The sequence below is a fragment of the Micromonospora sp. SCSIO 07396 genome (assembly GCF_053667945.1).
The window spans coordinates 843,935-867,016 of the sequence record NZ_CM132210.1; the positions used below are offsets into that span (position 1 = coordinate 843,935).

Genomic DNA, 23,082 nt, shown 5'->3' on the forward strand with positions numbered 1-23,082 from the left:
GCCGGCTCACCCGACCCGGGTGGTCCTGCCGCACCGCGTCCGTCAGATCGGATTCGGACCGCCGGAGGGGAGCCGGTGGCGAAATTCGGGCGGTTCGTGGTGTCGACAACCGGATCGGACTCGGGCAGTCTGACGGACGGCGAAGGACGGGGTGGAAAGATGGACGTCGATCAGATGCGGGTCTTCGGTCGCCGGTTGGCGGGCGTGTCGTGGCGGGTGGCCCGGCACGAGTGGACCCTGGCGGCGCTCGCCGCGCTGCTGCTGGCCGTGGTGCTGACCTGGCCGACCCTGCGCGATCCGGCGAGCACGATCCCGCAGGACACCGGCGACCCGACGTTGCAGGCGTGGCAGGTGGCCTGGGGCGGGCACGCCCTGCTCACCAACCCGTTGCAGGTCTGGCACTCCAACACGTTCTATCCCGAGCCGTACACCTACGCCTATTCCGACACCCTGCTCGGGTACGCCCCGTTCGGCATGATCGGGGACGGTCCGGTGGCCGCCGTGATCCGCTACAACCTGCTCTACCTGCTGACCCACGCCCTCGCCCTGTTCGGGGCGTACGCGCTGGCCCGGCAGGTGGGGGCCGGGCGGGCCGGTGCGGCGGTGGCCGGGGTGTCCTTCGCGTACGCCCCGTGGAAGCTCGCCCAGGCCGGGCACCTGCACGTGCTCAGCATCGGCGGGATCGCCCTCGCGCTTGCCATGCTGGCCCGGGGGCACGGCTGGTCGCTGCGGCACGGCCACCGCCCCGACCGGGTCCGTCCCGGCTGGGTGGTCGCCGGGTGGGCGGTCGCCGCCTGGCAGGTCACCCTCGGTTTCGGTATCGGCCTGCCCTTCGCGTACGTGCTGGGTCTGCTCTGCCTCGGCGCGGTGGTCACGTACGGCGTGGTGTGGTTGCGGCGGCGGACGAGGCCGGTGGTGCCGCGCCGCCTGCTCCTGGCCGACCTGGCCGGCGGGATCGGGTTCGCCGGGGTGACCCTGGCGATGGCGGCGCCGTACTTCGAGGTGGTGGCCCGCAACCCGTCCGGCCGGCGGACGGTGGCCCAGATCGAGATGTTCTCCCCGCCGTGGCGGGGGTTCGTCACCGCGCCGCCGGAGTCCTGGCTGTGGGGGGAGCGGCACGAGGCCGCCCGCGCCACGCTCGGCTTCCCGGGCGAGATGACCCTGCTGCCCGGGGTGGTGCTGCTGTCGCTGGCGGTGGCCGGGCTGTTCTTCTCCGCGTGGCGGCTGCGGCACCGGCTGATGCTGGCCGGTGCGGCGCTGGTCAGCGTGGCGCTCGCGGCGGGCACCACGTTCGGCGGTGACGGTAACCCCGGTTACGTGACGCTCGTCGAGCACGCCCCGGGCTGGGACGGGGTGCGCACCCCGGGCCGGCTGGTGCTGTGGACGACGCTGCTGCTCGGCCTGCTCGCCGCCGGGGCGTTGACGGTGCGTGAGCCGGCGCGGGAGACCGCCCCCGGCGCGGAGCCGGCCCCGGGACCGGAGCCGGCGGGGGAACGGCCACCGGGATCGGAGCCGGCGGGGGCGCCACAGCCGGGTCCGGAGCCGACCGGGGAGCAACCGGGATCGGAGCCGACCGGGGCGCAGCCGTCGGGGCCGGAGCGGGCCGGGGAGCAACCGCCGGATCCGGAGCGTGGGGCGGAGCCGGCCGTGCCGACGCTGCGACCGGCGGGAGCACCCGTGCTGGTGGAGGCGTTCGCTGCGGTGGAGGCGGCACCGGGACCACGGCCGGCGCTGCGGTCGGCGGCGTGGTCCGGGTCGGCAGCCGAGCAGGCGGCCCCCCGGAAGCCGGCCCCGAAGCGGGACGGTGGGCAGTGGCGGCTGGCCCGGCTGGCGCTGCTGGTGCCGCTGCTGCTGGTGCTGGTGGAGGGGATCAACCGCACCCCGCACGTGCCCGCGCCGGAGCAGCCGGCCGTGCTGCGGGGGCTGACCGGCCCGGCGCTGGTGCTGCCCAGCGACGGCATCCGGGAGTTGCACGTGATGCTCTGGTCCACCGACGGGTTCCCCAAGGTGGTCAACGGGCTCGCCTCGTTCACCCCGCAGTCCCAGGAGCGGATCAGGGCGGCAAGCATGACCTTCCCGGACGCCACCTCGGTGGCGTACCTGCGGCAGGTGGGGGTGCGCACGGTGGTGCTGCTGCCCGGTTGGGCGGCCGGCACGCCGTGGGCGGACGTGGCCGCCCGACCGGTGGACGGGCTCGGCATCAGTCGCGAAATGGTCGGTGAGGACGTCATCTACCGGCTCTGATGGCCGAGTTAGTTGGGAGCGCTTCCTAATTCGGCGGCGTACCGGTTACTGTTGGGTTCTTCTTCGGCAGCGGGAGCCAAGCGTGCCGGCGGGGAGCCAGGGCAGCTCTTCGCACCCGTCGACGTCCCTAACGGGGCCGTCGCACCCTGACCCTGGCATCCCGAGAGGAACCGCAGATGCGGAGAAGTCTCGTCGGCGCGGTCACCACCGTGCTGGCAGCCGCGACGGCCGTCGTGGCCGTACAGTTCACCGTCGCACCCTCCACACCGGCCGCCGCGGCGGCGGCCGAGGCGTACAGCTGGAAGAACGTCCGGATCGACGGCGGTGGCTTCGTTCCCGGCATCATCTTCAACCAGACCGAGAAGAACCTGATCTACGCGCGTACCGACATCGGCGGCGCGTACCGGTGGGAGCAGGCCAGCCAGTCCTGGACGCCGCTGCTCGACTGGGTCGGCGCGGACAAGTGGGGCTACAACGGCGTGGTCAGCCTGGCCACCGACCCGGTGCAGACCAACCGGGTGTACGCGGCGGTCGGCATGTACACCAACGACTGGGACCCGAACAACGGGGCGATCCTGCGCTCGTCGGACAAGGGCGCCACCTGGCAGGCCACCGCGCTGCCGTTCAAGAACGGCGGCAACATGCCCGGCCGGGGCATGGGGGAGCGGCTCGCCGTCGACCCCAACAAGAACAGCATCCTCTACTACGGCGCCGAGGGCGGCAACGGCCTGTGGCGCAGCACCGACTACGGGGTCACCTGGGCCAAGGTGGCGAACTTCCCCAACGTCGGCAACTACCGGGCCGACCCCAACGACACCACCGGCTACCAGAGCCAGAACCAGGGCCTGACCTGGGTCACCTTCGACAAGAGCACCGGTACGGCGGGCAACGCCACGCAGACCATCTACGTCGGTGTGGCGGACAAGGCCAACCCGGTGTACCGCTCGACGAACGGCGGCACGAGCTGGGAGCGGATCGCCGGCCAGCCCACCGGTTACCTGGCCCACAAGGGGGTGGTGGACCCGGTCGGCGGCTTCCTCTACATCGCCACCAGCGACACCGGCGGCCCGTACGACGGCGGCAAGGGTGACGTGTGGAAGTTCAACCGGGCCACCGGCGCGTGGACGCAGATCAGCCCGATCCCGTCGTCCAGCAGCGACGCCTACTTCGGCTACTCGGGGCTGACCATCGACCGGCAGAAGCCGAACACCCTGATGGTCGCCACCCAGATCTCCTGGTGGCCGGACGCGATCTTCTTCCGTAGCACCGACGGCGGCGCGACCTGGAGCCGGATCTGGGAGTTCGGCAGCTACCCGGAGCGCACCAAGAAGTTCACGATGGACATCAGTTCGGTGCCGTGGCTGACCTTCGGGGCCAACCCGGCCCCGCCCGAGGAGTCCCCGAAGCTGGGCTGGATGAACGAGTCGGTGGAGATCGACCCGTTCGACTCCAACCGCTTCATGTACGGCACCGGCGCGACCATCTACGGCAGCACCGACCTCACCAAGTGGGACACCGGCGGCAAGCTCACCATCAAGCCGATGGTCAAGGGCCTGGAGGAGACCGCCGTACAGGACCTGATCAGCCCGCCCACCGGGGCGCCGCTGGTCAGCGGGCTCGGTGACATCGGCGGGTTCCGGCACACCGACCTCGACGCGGTGCCGCCGATGCTGTTCACCCAGCCGGTCTTCACCACCACCACGAGCCTCGACTACGCCGAGGCGAACCCGGCGACGATGGTCCGGGCCGGTAACTTCACCGACGCCGACCGCCCCAACGACAGCCACGTCGCGTTCTCCACCGACGGCGGGGCGAACTGGTTCCAGGGCAGCGAGCCGGGCGGGGTCAACAACGGCGGCACGGTCGCCGCCGCCGCCGACGGCAGCCAGTTCGTCTGGGCTCCCGGTGACCCCGGGCAGCAGGTGATCCGTTCGGTCGGCTTCGGCAACTCGTGGACCGCCGCCACCGGCATCCCGGCCAACGCCGTGGTCGAGTCCGACCGGGTCAACAAGAACAAGTTCTACGGCTTCAGCGCCGGCAAGTTCTACGTCAGCACCAACGGCGGGGCCAGCTTCACCGCCTCCGCCGCCACCGGCCTGCCGGCCACCGGGAACGTCAAGTTCAAGGCGGTGCCCGGCAAGGAGGGCGACATCTGGCTGGCCGGTGAGGGCGGGCTGTGGCGCTCCACCGACTCCGGGGCCAGCTTCACCAAGCTGGCCGGGGTCACTGCGGCGGTGAACGTCGGCTTCGGCAAGGCCGCCCCCGGGCAGACGTACCCGGCGGTGTTCACCTTCGGCACCGTCGACGGCAAGGCCGGCGTCTACCGTTCCGACAACACCGGTGCGGCCTGGGTGCGGATCAACGACGACCAGCACCAGTACGGCAACGCGGGCGAGGCGCTGACCGGCGACCCCCGGGTCTACGGCCGGGTCTACCTGGGCACCAACGGCCGGGGCATCCTGGTCGCCGACCGGCTCGGCGGCACCCCCACCCCGACGCCGACCACCCCCGGCCCGACCACGCCTCCGCCGACGACCCCGCCGCCGACGACGCCGCCCCCCACGACGCCTCCGCCGACCACCCCGCCCCCCACGACGCCTCCGCCCACCACGCCGCCGCCGACGACTCCGCCGCCCACCGGTGGGTGCGCGGCGACGTACAAGGTGACCGGGTCGTGGCCGGGTGGCTTCCAGGGTGAGGTGACGGTCCGCAACGCCGGCACCAGCGCGATCGCCGGCTGGACGCTCAACTGGACGTTCGCCAACGGTCAGACGGTCAACTCGCTCTGGGGCGGCACCTTCACCCAGACCGGGGCGAACGTCTCGGTCCGGGACGCCGGCTGGAACGGCGCACTCGGTGGCGGGGCGAGCACCAGCATCGGCTTCACCGCCAACGTCACCGGCACCAACGCCGTCCCGACGGTGACCTGCACCAGCCGCTGACAACTATCAACTATCCGACACCTGCCGGCTCCCCCGATCCTGTCGGGGGAGCCGGTGCGTGTCCGGCTCGGAATCTGCCCGGTCCGTGGGTGATCGACCCGGTCGGGTGATCGACTCAGTGCGGCGAAGTTGTGGCATCAACCCCGTGTCTTTACCGCAACATCGCCCCAATGGAGTGGATTGAGAGCGACGTAGGCCCCGGTCGACGCTGAGGAGCGTGACCGGGGCCTGTGTGTGTCGTGGAACGGCTGCGTGCCGTGGAGCAGTCAGTCGTCCAGCCCGACGGGGGAGTTCGGCCGGTCCACGTCGACGAACTCGATGTCGTCGGCGGCCCGGTCACCCCGGCTGCCGGCGGCCCGTGCGGCGGTGCCGGCCGCCCAGCCGACCGCCGCGCCGACCAGCGCCGCGCCGATCAGCAGGGTCCAGGGCAGGGCCGGCCGTCGGCCGGCGAGCGCGTCGAAGGCGAGCGTCGCCCGACGGCGTGCCTCGTCGGCGGTCGAGCCGACCAGGTCACCGGCGTCGGCCAGCCCCGAGTCCCGGACCGACCGGGCGGCGTCCCGGACGCTGTCACCGGCGGAGTCCACCGCCGAGAGCAGGTGGTTCCAGGCCTGGTCGGCGATCCGCTCGGGCTTGCTGCGGCGCTCCAGAAGGTTGCTGCCGATCATCGTGTTACCTCCTCGAATGCCGAAGTCTGCGGCCACTTCGGACGTCGTCTCCGTGCCGTGGGACGGTCCTCGCACGGACCGGACGACCGGCCCGTGTCCGAGCAGTGCCCCGCCCGGCCGGGTCGCAAACCCGGTACGCAGGGGTGACCGGCACGACTCAGCGGACCATGACCACGGACGTGGCGCGGGCGAAATCGTCGTCGTCGTCATCGTCGTCGTCCCCGCCGCCGCCGAAGCCGCAGGCCAGGACGAGAGCGAGCAGCGCGCCGACGCCGGCCAGGCCGAGTAGTCTCTTGAGCATCGATCCGTCTCCTCGATCGTGGTGACCCATCTCTCGCCCACGGTAGGCACCTGTCACAACCTGCGCCGGGGGAGTCGGCACGCCGTGCCGGGGTGTCGACGGGGCTCGCCCGGCCCACCGCATCCGGTTACCACTGGACCGGGGCCGCTACTCTGGGACGGTTGGAACGGCCGAGCTGTGCCGTTCGTCGGAAGAGAACAGGACCAGCAACGGTGTGGAGAGGGACGGTCTGGTCCGTCCGGATCCGCGAATTGCTCATCCCGAGGGGTGGCGACCGAGGCCATCGGAGGAATACTCTCGGTCGCGGCCCGCGTACTGATGAGGCGCCCGGGGACGGGCGAGTGGAGGTGCTCGCGTGAGCCTGTCGATCGTGAAGTCGGTCCTGCCGGCCGGTGTCATCGAGATCGCCCCCCGTGGTGAGATCGACGTCGACACCGCCTACGAGGTACGTGAGGCGATCGCCGAGGTGCTGGCCAAGGGCCGGCCCGCGCGGATCGAGCTGAACATGCGACTCGTCACCTTCATCGACTCCGTCGGGATCAGCGCCATGGTCGCCGGCTTCCAGACCGCCGAGGTCAGCGGCGTCAAACTGATCGTCACCGAACCGAGCCGGTTCGTGCACCGGCAGCTCTGGGTGACCGGCCTGCTCGGTCTCTTCGGCGCTCCGGAGCCGTACTTCGCCGGTGCCGCCACCCCGGAGGTGCTGCCCGGCGCCTGACCGGGCCACGGGCGGCGTCCATGCCGTCCGACCAGTGACGTTGCCAGTCCGTCTCCGGTACGGCACGATCGTGCGACCGACGACGGTCAGGAGGCCCGGTGGTCCGGCGGGAGAGCTTCAGCTACACGGTGCAGGCGCGCTGCTCACCGGCGGACGCGACGGCGCTGCTGAGCGACCTGTCCCGGCAGGAGGAGCTGCATCCGCTGATCGTCCGGGTACGCCGGCTGCCCGCCCGGCCGGGTGCCCTGGCCAGCTATGCGATCACCGACCGGCTGGAGCTGGGGCCGCTGCGGTTCCCCGTCACCTACCAGGCCGACGTGCTGCTGGCCGGCGACGACGAGATCGTGACGGTGGCCCGCCAGCAGCCCGGCACCACCGTACGCAACCACACCCGGCTGCGGATGGAGGGTGACCTGCTGCGGATCGACGTAGAGATCACCCTCGCCGCACCGGCGCCGTTGTTCGGCTACGCCTTCCGGCAGGCCCGCGCCGCCCACCTGGGGCTGGCCAGCCGCCTCGGTGCCGTTCTGGACTCCCGGGCCGGCGACCCGCCTCCGGTGGGCTGACCACCGCCGGCACCCGGGCTGCCCGACCCGGTCGCGGCGTGGCGGCACCCGACCTGACCTGCCGCTGCGGCCGGCCGTGGTCCGGTGGCCCGCCCGGGTCGGACGGGCCACCGGGTCGGCTCAGATCATCGACAGGTGCACGTGGTTGGTGTGGTCGCTGGACGGGTCCCCGTTGCCCCCGCTGTACGCCTTCCACCCGCTGCTCGGCAGCCAGATCCGCTTGAACCAGATCACGTAGAGCACACCGAGCCGGTCGGCGTTGCGGATGAAGTACGCGGCGAGGTTGTTGCCGTACGTCCGGTCGCCGCCACTGGCCACCCCGCCGAAGCCACCCTTCTGGGCGGCGAAGTCGCACGCCCGGCCCTTGGGGTGTTCCCCGGAGCCGCTGGGCCGGTAGCAGGAGACGTACCTGGTGAAACCGGCCGCCTTGGCCTGGTTGAGGGCGTTGAGCGTACGCGGGGTGATGCAGCCGTTGGCCGGCGTCGGGTCGTTGACGCTGCACGACTCGGACGGCCAGGAGCCGTCGGAGTTGCGGGGCGCCCCCTTGGCGTTGCTGGTGGACGTGCCGTCCGAGCTGCCGGAGTCGCGGGAGGTGGGGGCCGGCTTGTCGGCGGCGGCCACCGCCAACGCCCGCTCGGCCTGTTCCTTGCGTTTGCCCATGGTGGCGACCTGCTTGCGCTGTTCGGTGATCTCCCGGGTGACCGCGGCCCGGGTCCGGGTGGCCTGGTCCCGGGTCTCGATCATCGTGCGCAGTTCCTGGTCCTCCCGGGTGGCGACCGTCTCCAGCGCCGCCGCGCGGTCCAGGAAGCCGGTCGGGGTGTTGCTGTTGAGCAGGGCGGACATCGGTCCGAGCCGGCCGGTGCGGTAGGCCGCTCCGGCGATCTCGCCGACCTTGGCGGTCTGCGTGACCAGTTGCCCCTCGATGGTCTTGAGCTGCCCGTCGAGTTCCTTTTGGCGTTTGGTGGAGCGCTCCAGGGCGGCCTTGGCCTCCAGCCAGCCCTTGCTGGCCGCGTCGAGCTGGTCGCGCAGCGCCGGGGTGCCGCCCTCGTCGTCGTCGCCCGGGGCGGCGAGCCGGGTGGTGGGCGCGGCGACGGCCGGGGTGAACGGCGCGGCCGACACGCCCAGGGCCAGCGCCGTGACGACTGCGGCCAGCAGCCGCGTGGTGGTGCGTACGTGCATGCGGATGTCCTTCCGTCAGCCGCCGACCGGGTTAGCTGACGGGTTCGGGACGGAAGATCCCTACCGCTTGCGCGGATGCACCCCAGGAACGTGGTTCCCCGGTTCGCCCGGGCGGGCGATTAGGCGGCGGCCTCCGCCTGGCGGAGACCGGGGCCGAGCCTACCGGTACGCGTGTGACGCCTGCCTACCTCGTGACTGAGAGTACGAGAGTGAATACCCCCAAAAGGGGCAAACAGCGCAAATTCCCGTGATCTCTGTGCGGGAGTACCCGCCGGGGCTGACCGTCCGGCCCGGGGTGGGGGTCACCAGTGGGCGGGTCCGCACGCCCCCGGGGTCGCCCCGGGCTCGACCTGGAGGGTGGCGTGCTCGATGTGGAAGTCCTCCCGCAGGGCGCCCCGGGCGGCGGCCAGCACCGTGCCGACCTCGGCGTCGCCGGCCAGGGTGAGGTGGGCCGAGGCGACGTCCATGCCCGAGGTGAGCGTCCAGACGTGCAGGTCGTGCACCTCGGCGACGCCGGGCACGGCGGTGAGCCGGTCGTGCACGGCGGTCACCGGCAGGTGCTCCGGGGCGGCCTGCACCAGGATGCGTACCGCCGCCCGGCCGAGTCGCCAGGTGCGGGGCAGGATGAACACGCCGATCGCCACGGCGACCAGCGGGTCGGCCCACCACCAACCGGTGCCGGCGATCAGCAGCGCCGCCACGATCACGCCGACCGAGCCGAGCAGGTCGCCCAGCACCTCCAGGTACGCCCCACGCAGGTTGATGCTCTCCTTGGCGCCCTCCCGCAGCAGGCCGAACGCGACGATGTTGGCGAGCAGGCCGAGCACCGCCACCACCAGCATCGGGCCGGCCAGCACCTCGGGCGGCTCGCCGAACCGGCGGACCGCCTCGATCAGCACGTAGACCGCGACCCCGCTGAGCAGGACGGCGTTGGCCAGGGCGGCGAGCACCTCCAGCCGGTAGAGGCCGAAGGTGCGCTGCGGGTCCCGGGCGGCCCGCCGGGTGGCGGTGATCGCGGCCAGCGCCATCCCGATGCCGAGCACGTCGGTGAACATGTGCCCCGCGTCGGAGAGCAGGGCCAGCGAGCCGGTGCCGAAGGCGGCCACTGCCTCGACCACCATGAGCACGGCGAGCAGCCCGAACGCCGCCCAGAGCCGCCCCCGGTGCCGGTGCGCGGCGTTGCTGACCGTCGCGCTGTGGTCATGACCTGCGCCCACGTCCACACCTTCCGTCGCCGCTGCGGACCGGCTCCAATCTATGCTCACATCGCTATGTATGCAAGTGATGGTCGGTCGTCCGGCCAGGTGGGACGGGTTCCGGGCGGTCAGCCGGTCGGTTCGACGGTGGTGAGGCGCTGGGTCGCCCGGGACAACGCCACGTAGAGCGTCCGTACCCCGGAGCCCGGATCGGCCCGGATCTCGCCGGGGCAGACCAGCACCACCCCGTCGTACTCCATGCCCTTGGCCTGGAGGCTGGTCACCACCTGCAACCGCGCCCCGCCCCGGTCGCCCAACCAGCCGGCCACCTCGTCGCGGCGGGGCACCGGGGTGATCACGCCGACCGTCCCGGCCACCTCCGCCAGCAGCGCGTCCACCGCGTCGGCCGTCGCGCGGGCCAGCTCCGCCGCCGGCACCTGCAACGCCACCGGGTCCACCCCGGTGGACCGCACCGCGCTCGGCAACTCCAGGTCGGGATAGAGCCGGCGAATCTCCGCCGCCGCCACCGCGAAGATCTCCGCCGAGTTGCGGTAGTTGGTGGAGAGCGTGAACCGGTGCCGCCGCCGCCGACCCAGCGCCTGGTCCCGGGCCCGGTCCAGCTCCGCCTGGTCACCCGTCCAGGCGGTCTGCGCCGGATCACCCACCACCGTCCAGGAGGCGAGCCGGCCGCGCCGGCCGATCATCCGCCACTGCATCGGCGAGACGTCCTGCGACTCGTCGACCACCACGTGTGCGTAGTCCCGGTAGTCCTCGGGCCGCTCCCGGGCCGCCGCCCGCGCGGCCCGCTGCCGCTCCCCGAAGGTGCTCAGCTCCCGGACGCCGCCGGCGAGCTGGAACGGGTCCCGGCGGGCCTTCTTCGGGCGGACCGGCTGACCCAGCAGCGCGTCCAGCTCGTCGAGCAGGGCGATGTCAGCCACCGTCAACCCCTCGGTGTCCAGCGACCGGTACGCCTCCACCAGCAACCCGACCTCCGTCCGGGACAGGACGCCGGCCGCGTACCGGTGCAGCCGCTCCGGTCGGGCCAGCCAGCCCAGCACGTGCCGGGGATGCAGCCGGGGCCACCACGCCTTGAGGAACTCCCGGAACTCCGGCCGCTCGATGATCTCGTCCTCGAAGGCCGGCTGCTCGGGCAGACCGGCGACGGCCAACCGTCGGGCCTGCGCGTACAACGCGGCGAGCACCCCGTCGAAGCCGACCCGACGGACCTCGTTACGGCGGGCCCCCCGGTGCAGCGCCCGGTCCCGGACGCCGTCCAGCTCGCGCCCCTCCAGACGCAGCAACGCACCCCGGTAGAGCAGCCGCAGCTCCTGCGGGCCGTCCGGCACCGCGTCCCGGGCCGCCCGCTCCAGCACCCGACGCATCCGCAGTGAACCCTTCACCGCCGCCACCTCGGGACCGTCCGTGCGGGTCGCCGACAGACCGGGGAACAACGAACCCAGCGAGTGCAGGGTGGCGGTCTCCTCACCCAGCGACGGCAGCACCGAGGCGATGTACTCCACGAAGACCGCCGACGGGCCGACCACCAGGATGCCGCCGCCGGCGTACCGGCTGCGGTCGGCATAGAGCAGGTACGCCGCCCGGTGCAGGGCCACCGCCGTCTTCCCGGTGCCCGGCCCGCCGGAGACGATGGTGACCCCCGAACCGGGGGACCGGATCGCCTCGTCCTGCTCCCGCTGGATGGTCGCGATGATGTCCCGCATCCCCCGGCCGGTCGCCCGGGACAGGGTCGCCAGCAGCGCCCCGTCACCCACCACCGGCATGTCCGGCGGGGCGGCCTCCGGGTCGAGCAGGTCGTCCTCGATCCGGGTGACCTTCTCGTCCGACGAGCTGATCGTGCGCCGTCGCACCACCCCCAGCGGCTCCGCCGGGGTGGCCCGGTAGAAGGCGGCGGCGGCCGGGGCCCGCCAGTCGACCACCAGCGTCTCGGCGTCGTCGTCGCGCACGCCGAGCCGGCCGACGTGCAGCACCTGCCGGTCGCGCAGGTCCAGCCGGCCGAAGACGAGCCCCTCGTGTTCGGCGTCGAGCAGGTGCCGGCGCTGGGCGGCATGGAAGACCATCGCGTCCCGCTCCACCAGCGCGCCGAAGTTGCCGACCTTGGCCAGCCGGTAGCCGTCCCGCTCGGCGCGGGCGGCCGAGCGGCGCAGTTCGGCGAGCCGGGCGTACACCCGGTCGAGATGCCGTTGCTCGGCGGCGATCTCCTGCTCCAGGGTGCTCTGGTCGGTCAACGTACCGCTCCTGTGCGACGGCGACGCCGGGCGCGGGTGCACGCCAGGCGGAATGAGGGTACGGGCAGCCGCCGACGCCGCGGCGGGCCGATACCCGTACCGCGACCTCCACCACCTCCGCGTGGCCGGCCGCCCCGGCGGCGACGCACCGGGACGGTACGGCGGCCCCACGTGGCGGGACGGCTCAGCGCGTCGCCCGGCCGGTGGCGGCCCGCGCGCCCGGGGCGTCGGCGGGACGGCGGGGCCCCGGCGGTGGACCCACCCCGGCGGCGGACAGCACCCGGTCGAGCACCCCGGCGACGGCGGCGTTCACCTCGTCCGGGCGCTCCATCATCAGCATGTGGCCGGCACCGGGGCAGACGGTCAGCTCGGTGGCCGGCAGCGCCGCCGCGATCGACTCCGCACACGGCGGCGGGGTCAGCCGGTCCCGGTCCCCGACCAGCGCCGCCGCCGGCAGGTGCGCCAACGCGGCGAGCGTCGCCAACCGGTGCTGGGCCCCGATCGAGGCGCGGAACCCACCTATCGAGCGCAGCGAGGCGCGGGCCACCGCCGAGGTGACCAGCCGGATGTCGGCACCGGAGCAGCGGTCGCCGAAGAGCATCCACCTGATGCTCGGGGCCAGGGCGCGCAGCAGCGGACGGGGTGGCCGCCAGGAGCCGCACCGGGCCAGCACCCCCGCGCCGGTGGTCTCGGCGAGCCGGATCAGCCGGGCGATCCGTGGCGACAACCCGTACACGGTGTGGGTGTGCCCCTCGGCGGTGGTGGAGACGAAGACCAGTCCGGCCGTACGGGCGGCGAAGTGGGCGGGATGCCGGTGGGCGTACTCCATCACGGTCATCCCGCCCATCGAGTGCCCGACCAGCACCACCGGCCCGGTCGGGGCGAGCTCGTCCAGCACCGCCGCGAGGTCGTCGCCGAGCTGGGCCAGGGTCGCCGTCCGCAACGCCATGCAACTGGACCGGCCGTGGCCCCGGGCGTCGTAGGTGACCACCCGGACCCGGTCGCCGAAGCGGCCACGCAGGTCGGTGAGCTGCCGGTGCCAGGCGCGGCCGTCGAGCGTCCAGCCGTGCAGCAGGACCGCCGTCGCCTCGGCCTCGGCCGGGCCGGTCACCTCGACGTGCAGGCGTACCCCGTCGGGCAGCCGCAACTCCCGCTGATCCGGCATCGCCACCTCCCAGGCACCCGGGACACATTCACCGGCGTAACCCGGCGGTAACACCGGCTACCCGACATCAGACCACGCCAACCGTGCCGGTGAGAAGATTCCTGACCGGCCTGCGCACGGTCGGACCGGCGGTCAGGCTGGAGCCATGCCGCCTCCGCCCACCGGGGCCGCCCGGCCCTCCGGCCCGCCGCCCGTCGCCGCCGGACCGCCAGGTGCCGCCCGCACCCCCCGGGCGGCGCTGGCCGAGCTGCTCACCGGCAACCGGCGCTTCGTCAGCGGCCGGCCGGTCCACGGGCACGACGTGACCGCCGCCGCGGCCGTGGCCTCCGGGGACCAGCAGCCGTACGCGGTGCTGCTCGGCTGCATCGACTCACGGGTGCCGCTGGAGGCGATCTTCGACCAGACCTTCGGGTCGATCTGCGTCATCCGCACCGGGGGGCACGTGCTCGACCGGGCCGTGCGGGGCTCGATCGAGTACGTGGTGGCGCAGCTCGGGGTGACCCTGGTGATGGTGTTGGGGCACGAACGGTGCGGCGCGGTCGCCGCGACGGTGGACAGCGTGCGGACGGGCCGCCGTCCGGGCGGTGACCTGGGCTACCTGGTCGAGCGGATCACCCCGGCGGTGACCGAGGCGGGTCCGCACGACCCGGCCGTGCACCCGCTGGCCGTACGCCGGCACGTGCGCCGTACGGTGCGGGCGCTGCGCGCCGACGACATGCTGGCCGGCCCGGTGGCGGCGGGTGGGGTGGACGTCGTCGGTGCCCTGTACGACCTGGACACCGGCGAGGTCACCCTGCTCGACGACGCGGCCGGACCCGGCGGGACGCAGACATGCAACCGCCCGCCGGGGTGACCCGACGGGCGGTTGCGGATGTGCTCGGGGGAGGGCTCAGCCCTCGAAGACGCCGGCCTCGACGAGACGCTTCTCGGTCTTGTCCCACCCGTGGTCGGGGTGGGTGGCGGCGAGGTTGCTGATCTCGGCGCGGATCTTGGCGGCGTGACCGGCGGTGGCCAGCGTCCGGATCTCCTCGACGAAGGCGTCGGAGTCGGTGCGCAGGTGCGCGGTCTTGCCGTTGGTCAGGTTCCGCACGTAGGCGTGCTTGCCGCCGTTGAGCGGGATGAGGTACTTGAACTCGCCCAGCACGCTGAGGGCGCCACCCTGGCCAGCCTGGCCGGCCCGGACTGACGCGCGCGCGGTCTTCGAGGTGTTGCTCGCCACGGAGATGCTCCTTGCAAGACGTACGGGAGGACGGGGACCGTCCGGGGGCTGTAGCGGGTGACGCCCGGTGGTCGTCTGACCCCCGGTAGTCGTCTGACGCTCGGTGGTCGTCGAACGGCCGGGTGGTCGTCGGCCCGCGAAGTGGTGCGACGGCACAGAACCGCCCAGAGAAATATACACGACCACGGTGCCTGGCAGCTCACCGTGCCCGTCGGAGTGCACAACCCGGGTCACCGGTCCGGGTATTTCCCGCCGGCGAATTTTCCGATTCCCTGGCGCACCATCCGTCACAGCAGTCATCATGTGTGGACAACAGCCACTCGGGTGTCGAGGTCGTAGGGGAAGACGCACCTCGCCCTCCGGGAGGTCACCGTGCCAACGCGTGGCGTCGTATACGTCCACTCGACCCCGCTCGCCGTGTGCTCACACGTCGAGTGGGCGATCGCGCGCGTCCTCGCCGCGCCGGTCAACCTGCACTGGACGGCCCAGCCCGTCGATCCCGGCGCCCGCCGGGCCGAGTGCGGATGGACCGGTCGGCCGGGGACGGGTGCCGAGCTGGCTGCTGCCCTGAGACAGTGGCCCATGATCCGTTTCGAGGTGACCGAGGAACCCAGCACCGGCGCGGACGGCGAACGCTTCATGCACGTGCCCGGCCGGGGCCTCTTCCGGGGCGCGGTGGGCGCGGCCGGCGACATCCAGCTCGGCGAGGACCGGCTGCGCAGCATCATGGCATCGGTACGCCCGGAGGCCCTGGCGCACGCCCTGGACAAGGCGATGGGCACCGCCTGGGACGCCGAACTGGAGCCCTACCGCTACGCCGGGGACGGCGCTCCGGTGACCCTGCTGACCCGGGTCGGCTGACAGTCACCCGCCCGCCGTCCCGTTCCCATGCGGTCGCCCGGCGCCACCGGCCCGTCTCCCCGGATGCCGGTACGGTCGGCGCGCTTTTCCGCGTGCCGGCACCTGTCGGCCTGGCTCCGCACGCCCCCGTGCCCGCCGGTCTCACCTCCCGGCACCCGTGCCGATGACAACCGGCTGACCGCGCCAACGACGATCTTCATGCCGGCTGTGCCGCCCGCAGCGATGTCGCCGCGGAGAGCGCTATGCCTGTGGGTCATATTTATGACCCACAGGCATAGTGCTCCCCAGGAGGTCGTCCCCGCATCGAGCGGCCCAGTGACCGTGTCCGGTCCGGGCGGGACGTCCGCCGTACGAGCGGCCGGAGGGGGCACCCCGGACGCGGGGTGGGTGCCCTGGATCACCGGCCCGCGCGAGGGGCAGCCGCCGACCGAGCGGCCGGTCCGGGTGAATCCGCTCACCCGGACCGACCGCGTCCCGCCCGGGACCCGCCGGGTAGCCGGACACCCGGTCGGGGACGGGCACGCCGCACCCGCTGCCTGACCTGGTCGGGTTGCCGCTGATCTCCGGCGCGGGTTGGATGGGCCGGGTGCCGATCTCCCCGCGACGTACCGGCGTCGCCGTCGCCGCCCTGACCGCGCTGCTCACCTCCGCATGTGCGGGGCAGGGGCAGGCCCCCGCGCCGGTTCGCCCCGAAGCCACCCCGACGGCCACCACGACCGTCGCCCCCTCCGCCACCGACGACCCGGCCGGCCGGGCCGCCGCGCTGGCCGGCACGCTCGCCGACGAGGACCTGGTGGGCCAGGTGCTGATGCCGTACGCCTACGGCAGCTCGGCGACGACGGTGACCCCCGGCTCGGCCGCCGGCAACCAGGCCCTCGCCGGGGTCGACACCCCGGCCGAGATGATCGCGAAGTACCGGCTGGGCGGGCTGATCCTGGTCGGGTTCAGCGCCGACGATCCCACCTCGGGCAACCAGTCGACCACCAACGTCGACAACCCGGCCCAGGTGCAGAAGCTGACCGCCGGGCTGCGCGCGGCGGCCGGGAAACTGGCCGCCGGCCCGGCCCCGTTCCTGGTCGGCACCGACCAGGAGTACGGCGTGGTCACCCGGATCACCGACGGGGTGACCACGCTGCCCAGCGCGCTGGCCGCCGGTGCGGCCGACGACCCGGCCCGCACCGAGGCCGCCTGGAAGGCCGCCGGCACCGAACTGGCCGCGATGGGGGTGAACCTGGACTTCGCCCCGGTCGCCGACGTCCTGGCCACCCGCAGCACGGTCATCGGTTCGCGGTCCTTCGGCGCCGACCCGAAGCGGGCCGCCGCGCAGGTCGCAGGCGCGGTCCAGGGGTTGCAGAGCGCCGGGGTTGCGGCCAGCGTCAAGCACTTCCCCGGGCACGGGCTCAGCGCCGCCGACTCGCACCAGGAGGTCCCGGTGGTCGGCCAGCCCCGGGCCGAGCTGGAGGCCACCGCCTTCCCGCCGTTCCGGGCCGGCATCGACGCCGGGGCGATGGCGGTGATGTCGGCGCACCTCGACGTCACCGCCGTGGACCCGGGCACCCCGGCGACCTTCTCCCGCAAGCTGCTCACCGACGTGCTGCGCGGCGAACTGGGCTTCCAGGGGGTGGTGATCACCGACGGGATGAACATGCCGCCGGCCAAGCGCTACCCGCCGGGCGAGGCGGCGGTGAAGGCCCTGCTCGCCGGCAACGACCTGATTCTGATGACCCCGAACGTCGGCCAGGCGTACGACGGGCTGCTGGCCGCGTTGCGTGACGGCACGCTGCCCCGGGACCGGTTGGTGGCGTCGGTCACCCGGGTGTTGACCATGAAGTTCCGGCTCGCCGACCGGCCGACCCCGGCGATGTCCACGCTCGACAGCGCCCCGCACCGGGCCGCCGCCGCCGCGTTGGCCGCCGCGGCGGTCACCCAGCTGCGGGGGAAGTGCGGTGTCGCGGTGTCCGGCCCGGTCACCGTCACCACCTCCGACGGGCGGGACAAGACCCGGGCGGCGCTCACCGCGGCGCTGACCGCCGCGGGCGTACGGGTGGTGCCCAAGGGCGGCACCCGGGTGCACCTGGTCGGTTACGGCGACGGCCCGAAGGATCTTGCCGCCGACGCGGCGGTCACCGTGGCGATGGACACCCCCTACGTGTTGGAGAAGGCGACCTCGCCGACCCTGCTGGCGACCTATTCGTCCAGCCGGGCCTCGATGACCGCGCTCGCCGGGGTGCTGGCCGGCAAGGCCCGCCCGACCGGACGTTCCCCGGTGCCGCTGACCGGTCTGCCCGCCACCAGCTGCACCGGCTGACCCCGGACACCGACGTGGCCGGCCGCCGACGGAGTCGACGACCGGCCACGGGTCACGCGGTGGTGGATCAGTTCAGCGGGACCTGCTGTGCCACCGCCGCACCACCGGCCTCGAAGGCGGCCAGCAGCGACGTCGGGGTGCCCCCGCTGACCGGGACCGTCACGGTGACCCGGTCACCGGCGGCCAGCCGTACGGTGTGCTCGCCCCGGGCCGTGTCGCCGTCCCAGGCGTACAGGTAGGCGGTGCCGGCCCGGTCGGCGCGCAGGGTGACCTGCACGCCGTCGGTGACCCGGTGGGCCGAGGTCAGCCGCAGCGCCGAGTTCTTCAGCCTCGGCACGGCGGCCGGGGCCACCCCGTCGACGGCCGACTGGGCGATGGTCTGCGGGCTGTGCACGCTGCGCGCCGAGGTGTCCGGGAACACCGGCGTGCTGGGCTGCCGGGCCGCCGGCTGGTAGCCGGGCAGGGTGGTCAGACCGTAGCGGTACGGGTCGGCCCGGACGCCGGTGAAGGTGGACCAGCCCAGCCGGGACTGCGAGCTGAGGTCCTGGGTGTCCGAGTCGTAGACCAGCACGTTGAAGCCCATCCGGGCCGGGTCCACCGCGTCGGGCAGCACCGCGAACGGGATCATCGTCTCGATGGTGTACCCGGTGTACGGGGAGCTGACCTTGCTGACCACGGTCATCCCGGGCGCGGTGGTCGCCCCCGGGCCCTGCCGGTTGTCGGCGTCGCGCTGCCAGCAGGGCGGGTCGCCGTTGGCCGGGTCGTCGGTGACCGGGAAGATGCCGGCCTTGAACACGGTGGAGGTGTCCGTCGAGTTCCCCTTCGGGTCGACGATGATCTCCACGCTGTCGGTGCGGCGCTGCCGCTTGCAGTCCTGCGGCACCACCTTTTTGCCCAGCACGTCGTCGGTGACCTGGACGATCACCTTAAGCCCGTCGGCGGTCCAGGCGATCCGGCCGGTCGCCGAGGCGTCCTGCGGCGTGGTGGCCTGTCCCTCCCAGATGCGGGAGAAGTCCAGCTCCGGGCCGGGGTACTCGCCGGGCGAGGCGACCCCGTCGACGGTGCCGTCACCGGCGCGCGGGACCTCGGTGGTCGGCACGATCTCCAGTGCGCCGGTCTCCACGGTGCTCCCGGCGGCGCTGGTGGTGGTGATGGTGATGCCGTAGTCCCCGTCCGTGCCGCCCTCGTTGGCGGTCGGCAGGGTGGCGTCGGTGTTGGTGACGGTGAAGGTGACCGAGCCGGTCGCGCCGGGGGCCAGCGCGGGGTAGCTCTTGGTGGCCGCGTCGGCGGTGAAGCCGGCCGGCAGGCCGAGGGTGACGGTGCCGTCGCGGTTGACCCGGCCGTGGTTGCGCAGGTCGATGCGAACGGTGCGCTGCTGGCCGGAACCGATGGTGAGCACCGGCTTGATCAGCGTGTCCAGCTGCGGGTATCCGCCGTCGCCGGCCCAGTCGCGGAAGATGCCGACCTCGGGCAGCGGCTCCAGCGTGCCACGGACGTCGGCGACCACCCGGACGGCCCGGTCGGTGCGCCCGACACCCTGGCGGGTGGTCAGGGTGGCCCCGATGAGCTGCTGCTGGTTGGTGTCAGCGTCGGCCGGGACGGTGACGGTGAACGTGCGGGTCCGCTCCTTGCCCGAGGGCACGTCGTTGTTGAGCACGCCGGAGCCCTTGGCCTTCCAGCCCGCCGGCAGGCGCAGGTCGATCCGGGGCTTGACCAGCGCGCGGTTCTGCGGGGCGCGCAGGTGTGCGGTGACCTCGACGGTCGCGCCGGGGGCCAGGTCGAACCGGTCGGTGGTGAGGTACAGCTCGGTGCCCTTGGGCAGGCCACCGGTCGCCGGCGGCAGCACCGAGCCGCGCAGGATCGCCTCCGGGGAGGTGTCCGCCGGGTCGTACGGGACGCGGCTGTCGATCAGTGTGTAGAAGTCACAGCGGATCTTCGTCGGGTCGGTGGGGGCGGCGGCGGTGCCGGCCCAGCCCTGGGTGACGTACTCCCGGCGGGCTTCGACCTCGATCTCGGCCCAGGTCTTCCCGCTGGCACTCGGCGTGCCCTCCCAGACGCCGAACACCTGGTCGGTCGGGACGGTGGGGGTGAAGCTGGTCGCGCACTGCGGGCCGGCGGCGGAGCTACCGGTGCCACCGGTGCGCAGGAACTTCGCGGCCCGGAACGGGGTGAGGCCCTCGGTGCTGAGCTGCTCGGGGAAGGCGTTCGGGTCGGCGGCGGCGGTGAACGCCTCGGCGGCGAACCGGGCGGCCTGCTGGTGGTTGCCATGGTTGCCGGGGGTCGGCGACGGGTTCATCGTCATGATGATCTCGGGCCGGGTGGTCCGGATGACCCGGACGATCTGGCCCAGGGTGTCGTCGTGACCCCAGATCTGCTCGGACAGCGGGGCGGAGGCGGTGTACCAGAAGTCGACCCGGTCGAGGTTGTAGAGGTTCTCCACGCCGGCCTTGCCGATCGCGGTGCGTTCCTCGCGTTCCCGGATGATGCCCAGCGGCGGCCCCTCCTCCAGACCGACGGCGTTGCCGCCGCCCTCACCACGGGTGATGGTGACGACGCCGGCCTTGGCGCCGTACTTCTCCTTCCACTGGCCGAGGGTGGCGAGGCTGCCGGCCTCGTCGTCGGGGTGGGCGCTGACGAAGAGCACGTCGAGGTCGACGGCCTTGGCGGGGCGTACGTCGGCCGGGGCGGCGACGGCGGTGGCGGGCGCCCCGGCCACGGCCAGGGCGAGTGCGGTGGGTAGCAGGAAACCCTTGATGCGCATGCGGATCCTTCCGGGACCACGGTGTCCGGGCAGCGACCGTCCTCGTCGGACGCAGGGCGTCGGACGCGGGGTCGCCAACGGACGGTGAGGCGGTGGGAACGGGGACCGGTGGGCGTCGTCGGACGCGGTGCACCGGGTACGGCAGCGGTACGGGTTCCGTACACACTGGAAGGCCTTCGTCCGGTGACGCTAGGGACCGGCGCGTCGGTACGTCAATCCTTTGGAAGGTATTTCTTCCTTTGCAGAAGAAATAAAGTGGGCCCTGCCCGGGATGTCCAGTCCTGTGCCACCGCGGCCGTCCCCGTCCCGGACGTTGGCCCCATCGCGGCCGTTCTCGCTGCTCCGACGCGGTGGGGTGGGTTGGTCGAGACGGACTTGTTACTTGACTCTTTAATTCGTTCGCCGTAGGAAGGAAGTGTGACAGACGTGGTGACGCCACCAACGAGCCCGGTGAGCCGGGAGCGGTCGAAGGAGATCAAGCGGCTTTCCGTGATCTCCACCGCCCGCCAGGTCCGGGTGCTCTCCCGGGCCGAGCTGACCGAGCTCACCGGCCTGAGCCCTGCCACGCTCACCCCGCTGGTGCGGGACCTGATCGCCGAGGGATACCTGATCGAGCGCGGTCCGGGGACCTCCCGCGCCGGTCGTCCCCGGGCGATGCTGGAGTTCAACCCGCGCGCTGAACTGGTCGCCGCCGTCTCGCTGGAGCCGTCCCGGATCAGCTGCGAGATCGCCGACAGCGACGGCGCGGTGGTCGCCCACCGCACGGTCCGGCTGACCGGCGACATCGTCGACACCATCTGCCGCTCGGTGCCCGAACTGGCCGGGGACGGCCTGCCGGCACTGCGCGGGGTGGCCATCGCCGCGCCCGGCGTCATCTCCGGCGGCGCGGTGCGGCTCGCCCCCTCGGTCGGCCAGATCGAGGGCCGCCCGATAGGGGAGTCGGTCCAGCGGACCCTCGGCGTGCCCGTGGTGGTGGACAACGACGTCAACCTGATGGCGGCCGGCGAACACGCCGCAGGTGCCGGCACCGACGTCGCCGACCTGCTGCTGCTGCACGTCGCCGATGGCATCGGCGCGGGCCTGGTGCTCGACGGTCAGGTCCGCCGCGGTGCCCGGGGCGCGGCCGGTGAGGTCGGTTTCCTGCCGCTGGACCCGGCCGGCCGGGGACACGACGGGATCGGCCCGTTCGAGGCCCGTTGGTCGGAGAACGCGATCGCCGAACGGATGGTCGCGCTGGCCCCCGGCCGCCGCCCCGAATCGCCGGTACGTGCGCTGGTCGAGCTGGCCGCCGCCGACCCACGCGCCGCCGGCTACCTCGACGAACTGCTGCACGCCTGGTCCCGGCTGATCGTCTCCTGCGTCTGCGTGATCGACCCGGGGCGGGTGCTGCTCAGCGGCGCCGCCGCCGAACTCGACGACGCCGCCGTCGGCCGGCTCCAGGACCTGGTCACCGCCGCCGCGCCCAGCACCACCGAGGTACGCCGGGCCGTGCTCGGCGACCGGGCGGTGTTGCACGGCGCGGTCAGTTACGCCCTCTCGGCTGCCGCCGCCGGCCTGCCCACCCTGTTACCGGCCCTTTGACCTGCCCTGCCTCAGTTCTTCCCAACCCCTCGGAGGTACCCCATGAGACGTCGACTTCTGCTCGCCGGAGCGCTCGCCACCGTCCTCGCCGCCGGCACCGCCTGCGGCGGCGGCTCGGACGACACCGCGGCCGGCGAAACCGAGAAGCTGACGATCTACACCGCCCGCGACAAGAAGGTCTCCACCTTCGTCGTGGACAAGTTCACCGCCAAGTACCCCGAGTACAAGGGGAAGGTGGAGATCCTCAACCTGGGCGCGCAGGAGATCCTGGAGCGGGTCCGGGCCGAGAAGGCCAACCCGCAGGCCGACGTCTGGTGGGGTGGCACCCAGCAGGGGCTGGCCGCCGGTGCCGGCGAGGACCTGCTGACCGCCTGGCAGCCCGCGTTCGCCGGCAAGATGGACGCCAAATACAAGGACGCCGAGGGCCGCTGGTTCGGGGAGATCCTGCTGCCCGAGGTCATCATGTACAACAACAAGGCGCTCACCCCGGAGCAGGCCCCCAAGGACTGGGACGACCTGCTGAAGCCGGAGTGGAAGGACAAGATCGTCATCCGTGACGTGGCCGCCTCGGGCACCATGCGGTCGATCTACGCCGCGATGATCATGCGGCAGTCGCCGGACGGCAGCAACCCGCAGCCCGGCTACGACTGGCTCAAGAAGCTCGACGCCAACACCGGCTCGTACGCGGCCAACCCGGCCGACCTCTACCTCAAGCTCTCCCGCCAGCAGGGCACCCTGAGCGCCTGGAACCTCCAGGACATCCTGCTCCAGGCCAACCAGTCCAACATGCCGTTCGGCTACGTGATGCCGGCCTCCGGCGCCCCGGTGCTGGTCGACGGGCTGGCCGCGGTCAAGGGCGGCAACAGCACCGGCGCGCAGAAGTTCATCGAGTTCCTCTTCGACGACACGCTCCGCGCCGACCTGGCCAAGGACTACTACCAGATCCCGGCCGTGGAGATCGCCCAGCAGCCGGAGTGGCTGGCCCAGCTCAACCTCAAGCCGCTCGACGTCAACTGGGACATCATCGGCAAGAACGAGACCGAGTGGATCAACCACTGGAACAGCCAGATCAAGAACAAGGGCTGACCCGTACGGGTGCCGGGGGCCGTCCCGCCCCCGGCACCGCCCGT

Annotated in this window: 17 protein-coding genes and 1 riboswitch; of the genes, 9 read left to right on the top strand and 8 right to left on the bottom strand. The window is 72.9% G+C overall.

The genetic code is table 11. The annotated features are described in order from the left end of the window. The first annotated feature begins 159 nt into the window (after window positions 1–159). Window positions 160–2,244 carry a hypothetical protein gene (locus tag ACWCHM_RS03875; protein ID WP_454221525.1) on the top strand — a complete coding sequence of 695 codons (2,085 nt, stop codon included), beginning with the start codon at window positions 160–162 and terminating at the stop codon, window positions 2,242–2,244. Between the two features lie 176 nt (window positions 2,245–2,420). Further along, complete coding sequence (locus ACWCHM_RS03880; protein ID WP_454221526.1) at window positions 2,421–5,186, top strand: cellulose binding domain-containing protein; 2,766 nt, start codon at window positions 2,421–2,423, stop codon at window positions 5,184–5,186. Window positions 5,187–5,452: 266 nt separating this feature from the next. Here the strand turns inward: ACWCHM_RS03880 and ACWCHM_RS03885 are convergent, their stop codons facing one another. Together ACWCHM_RS03885 and ACWCHM_RS03890 are read right to left on the bottom strand one after the other, a co-directional pair. Continuing rightward, window positions 5,453–5,851, bottom strand: coding sequence for a hypothetical protein (locus ACWCHM_RS03885; RefSeq protein ID WP_454221527.1), 399 nt, complete (start codon window positions 5,849–5,851; stop codon window positions 5,453–5,455). Window positions 5,852–6,008: 157 nt separating this feature from the next. Then, window positions 6,009–6,152 (bottom strand): hypothetical protein, encoded by a 144-nt coding sequence (locus ACWCHM_RS03890; RefSeq protein WP_204959468.1) that lies wholly within the window; start codon window positions 6,150–6,152, stop codon window positions 6,009–6,011. A gap of 355 nt (window positions 6,153–6,507) precedes the next feature. Here ACWCHM_RS03890 and ACWCHM_RS03895 point away from each other — a divergent pair, with 355 nt between their 5' ends. Both ACWCHM_RS03895 and ACWCHM_RS03900 read left to right on the top strand, forming a co-directional pair. Further along, on the top strand, window positions 6,508–6,870 hold the full coding sequence (locus ACWCHM_RS03895) for an STAS domain-containing protein (RefSeq protein WP_067309377.1): 363 nt from the start codon (window positions 6,508–6,510) through the stop codon (window positions 6,868–6,870). A gap of 98 nt (window positions 6,871–6,968) precedes the next feature. Further along, complete coding sequence (locus ACWCHM_RS03900) at window positions 6,969–7,436, top strand: SRPBCC family protein (protein WP_421487688.1); 468 nt, start codon at window positions 6,969–6,971, stop codon at window positions 7,434–7,436. Between the two features lie 120 nt (window positions 7,437–7,556). On the opposite strand, the gene ACWCHM_RS03905 is transcribed toward ACWCHM_RS03900, so the two are convergent. The 4 genes from ACWCHM_RS03905 to ACWCHM_RS03920 form a co-directional block, all read right to left on the bottom strand. Then, the gene (locus ACWCHM_RS03905; RefSeq protein WP_281895196.1) at window positions 7,557–8,615 is read right to left on the bottom strand and encodes a coiled-coil domain-containing protein; all 1,059 of its coding nucleotides are present in this window, start codon (window positions 8,613–8,615) and stop codon (window positions 7,557–7,559) included. Window positions 8,616–8,619: 4 nt separating this feature from the next. Continuing rightward, window positions 8,620–8,751: riboswitch (cyclic di-AMP (ydaO/yuaA leader) on the bottom strand. 166 nt (window positions 8,752–8,917) lie between these two features. Continuing rightward, window positions 8,918–9,832, bottom strand: a complete 915-nt coding sequence (locus tag ACWCHM_RS03910) for a cation diffusion facilitator family transporter (protein ID WP_281895198.1) — start codon at window positions 9,830–9,832, stop codon at window positions 8,918–8,920. A 107-nt stretch (window positions 9,833–9,939) separates the two neighbouring features. Continuing rightward, the gene (locus ACWCHM_RS03915; RefSeq protein ID WP_281895200.1) at window positions 9,940–12,057 is read right to left on the bottom strand and encodes a HelD family protein; all 2,118 of its coding nucleotides are present in this window, start codon (window positions 12,055–12,057) and stop codon (window positions 9,940–9,942) included. A 184-nt stretch (window positions 12,058–12,241) separates the two neighbouring features. After that, window positions 12,242–13,222, bottom strand: coding sequence for an alpha/beta fold hydrolase (locus ACWCHM_RS03920; RefSeq protein ID WP_281895202.1), 981 nt, complete (start codon window positions 13,220–13,222; stop codon window positions 12,242–12,244). 145 nt (window positions 13,223–13,367) lie between these two features. On the opposite strand from ACWCHM_RS03920, the gene ACWCHM_RS03925 reads away from it, so the two are divergent. Continuing rightward, a complete protein-coding gene (locus ACWCHM_RS03925; RefSeq protein ID WP_454221528.1) occupies window positions 13,368–14,075 on the top strand; it encodes a carbonic anhydrase in 708 nt (235 codons plus the stop codon). Window positions 14,076–14,111: 36 nt separating this feature from the next. Here ACWCHM_RS03925 and ACWCHM_RS03930 read toward each other — a convergent pair whose 3' ends face one another. Next, entirely contained in the window at window positions 14,112–14,441 is a 330-nt protein-coding gene (locus tag ACWCHM_RS03930; protein ID WP_088647745.1) for a hypothetical protein, read from the bottom strand. Window positions 14,442–14,813: 372 nt separating this feature from the next. Between ACWCHM_RS03930 and ACWCHM_RS03935 the strand changes: the two genes are divergently transcribed. After that, entirely contained in the window at window positions 14,814–15,302 is a 489-nt protein-coding gene (locus ACWCHM_RS03935) for a DUF3145 domain-containing protein (RefSeq protein WP_204959461.1), read from the top strand. Window positions 15,303–15,888: 586 nt separating this feature from the next. Continuing rightward, complete coding sequence (locus ACWCHM_RS03940; RefSeq protein WP_421490363.1) at window positions 15,889–17,610, top strand: glycoside hydrolase family 3 protein; 1,722 nt, start codon at window positions 15,889–15,891, stop codon at window positions 17,608–17,610. A gap of 67 nt (window positions 17,611–17,677) precedes the next feature. On the opposite strand, the gene ACWCHM_RS03945 is transcribed toward ACWCHM_RS03940, so the two are convergent. Beyond that, window positions 17,678–20,371, bottom strand: a complete 2,694-nt coding sequence (locus ACWCHM_RS03945) for a sugar-binding protein (RefSeq protein WP_454221529.1) — start codon at window positions 20,369–20,371, stop codon at window positions 17,678–17,680. 417 nt (window positions 20,372–20,788) lie between these two features. Between ACWCHM_RS03945 and ACWCHM_RS03950 the strand changes: the two genes are divergently transcribed. Both ACWCHM_RS03950 and ACWCHM_RS03955 read left to right on the top strand, forming a co-directional pair. Beyond that, window positions 20,789–21,952, top strand: a complete 1,164-nt coding sequence (locus ACWCHM_RS03950) for an ROK family protein (protein ID WP_204959459.1) — start codon at window positions 20,789–20,791, stop codon at window positions 21,950–21,952. Between the two features lie 42 nt (window positions 21,953–21,994). Then, entirely contained in the window at window positions 21,995–23,038 is a 1,044-nt protein-coding gene (locus ACWCHM_RS03955; RefSeq protein ID WP_204959458.1) for an extracellular solute-binding protein, read from the top strand. The last annotated feature ends 44 nt before the right edge of the window (window positions 23,039–23,082 follow it).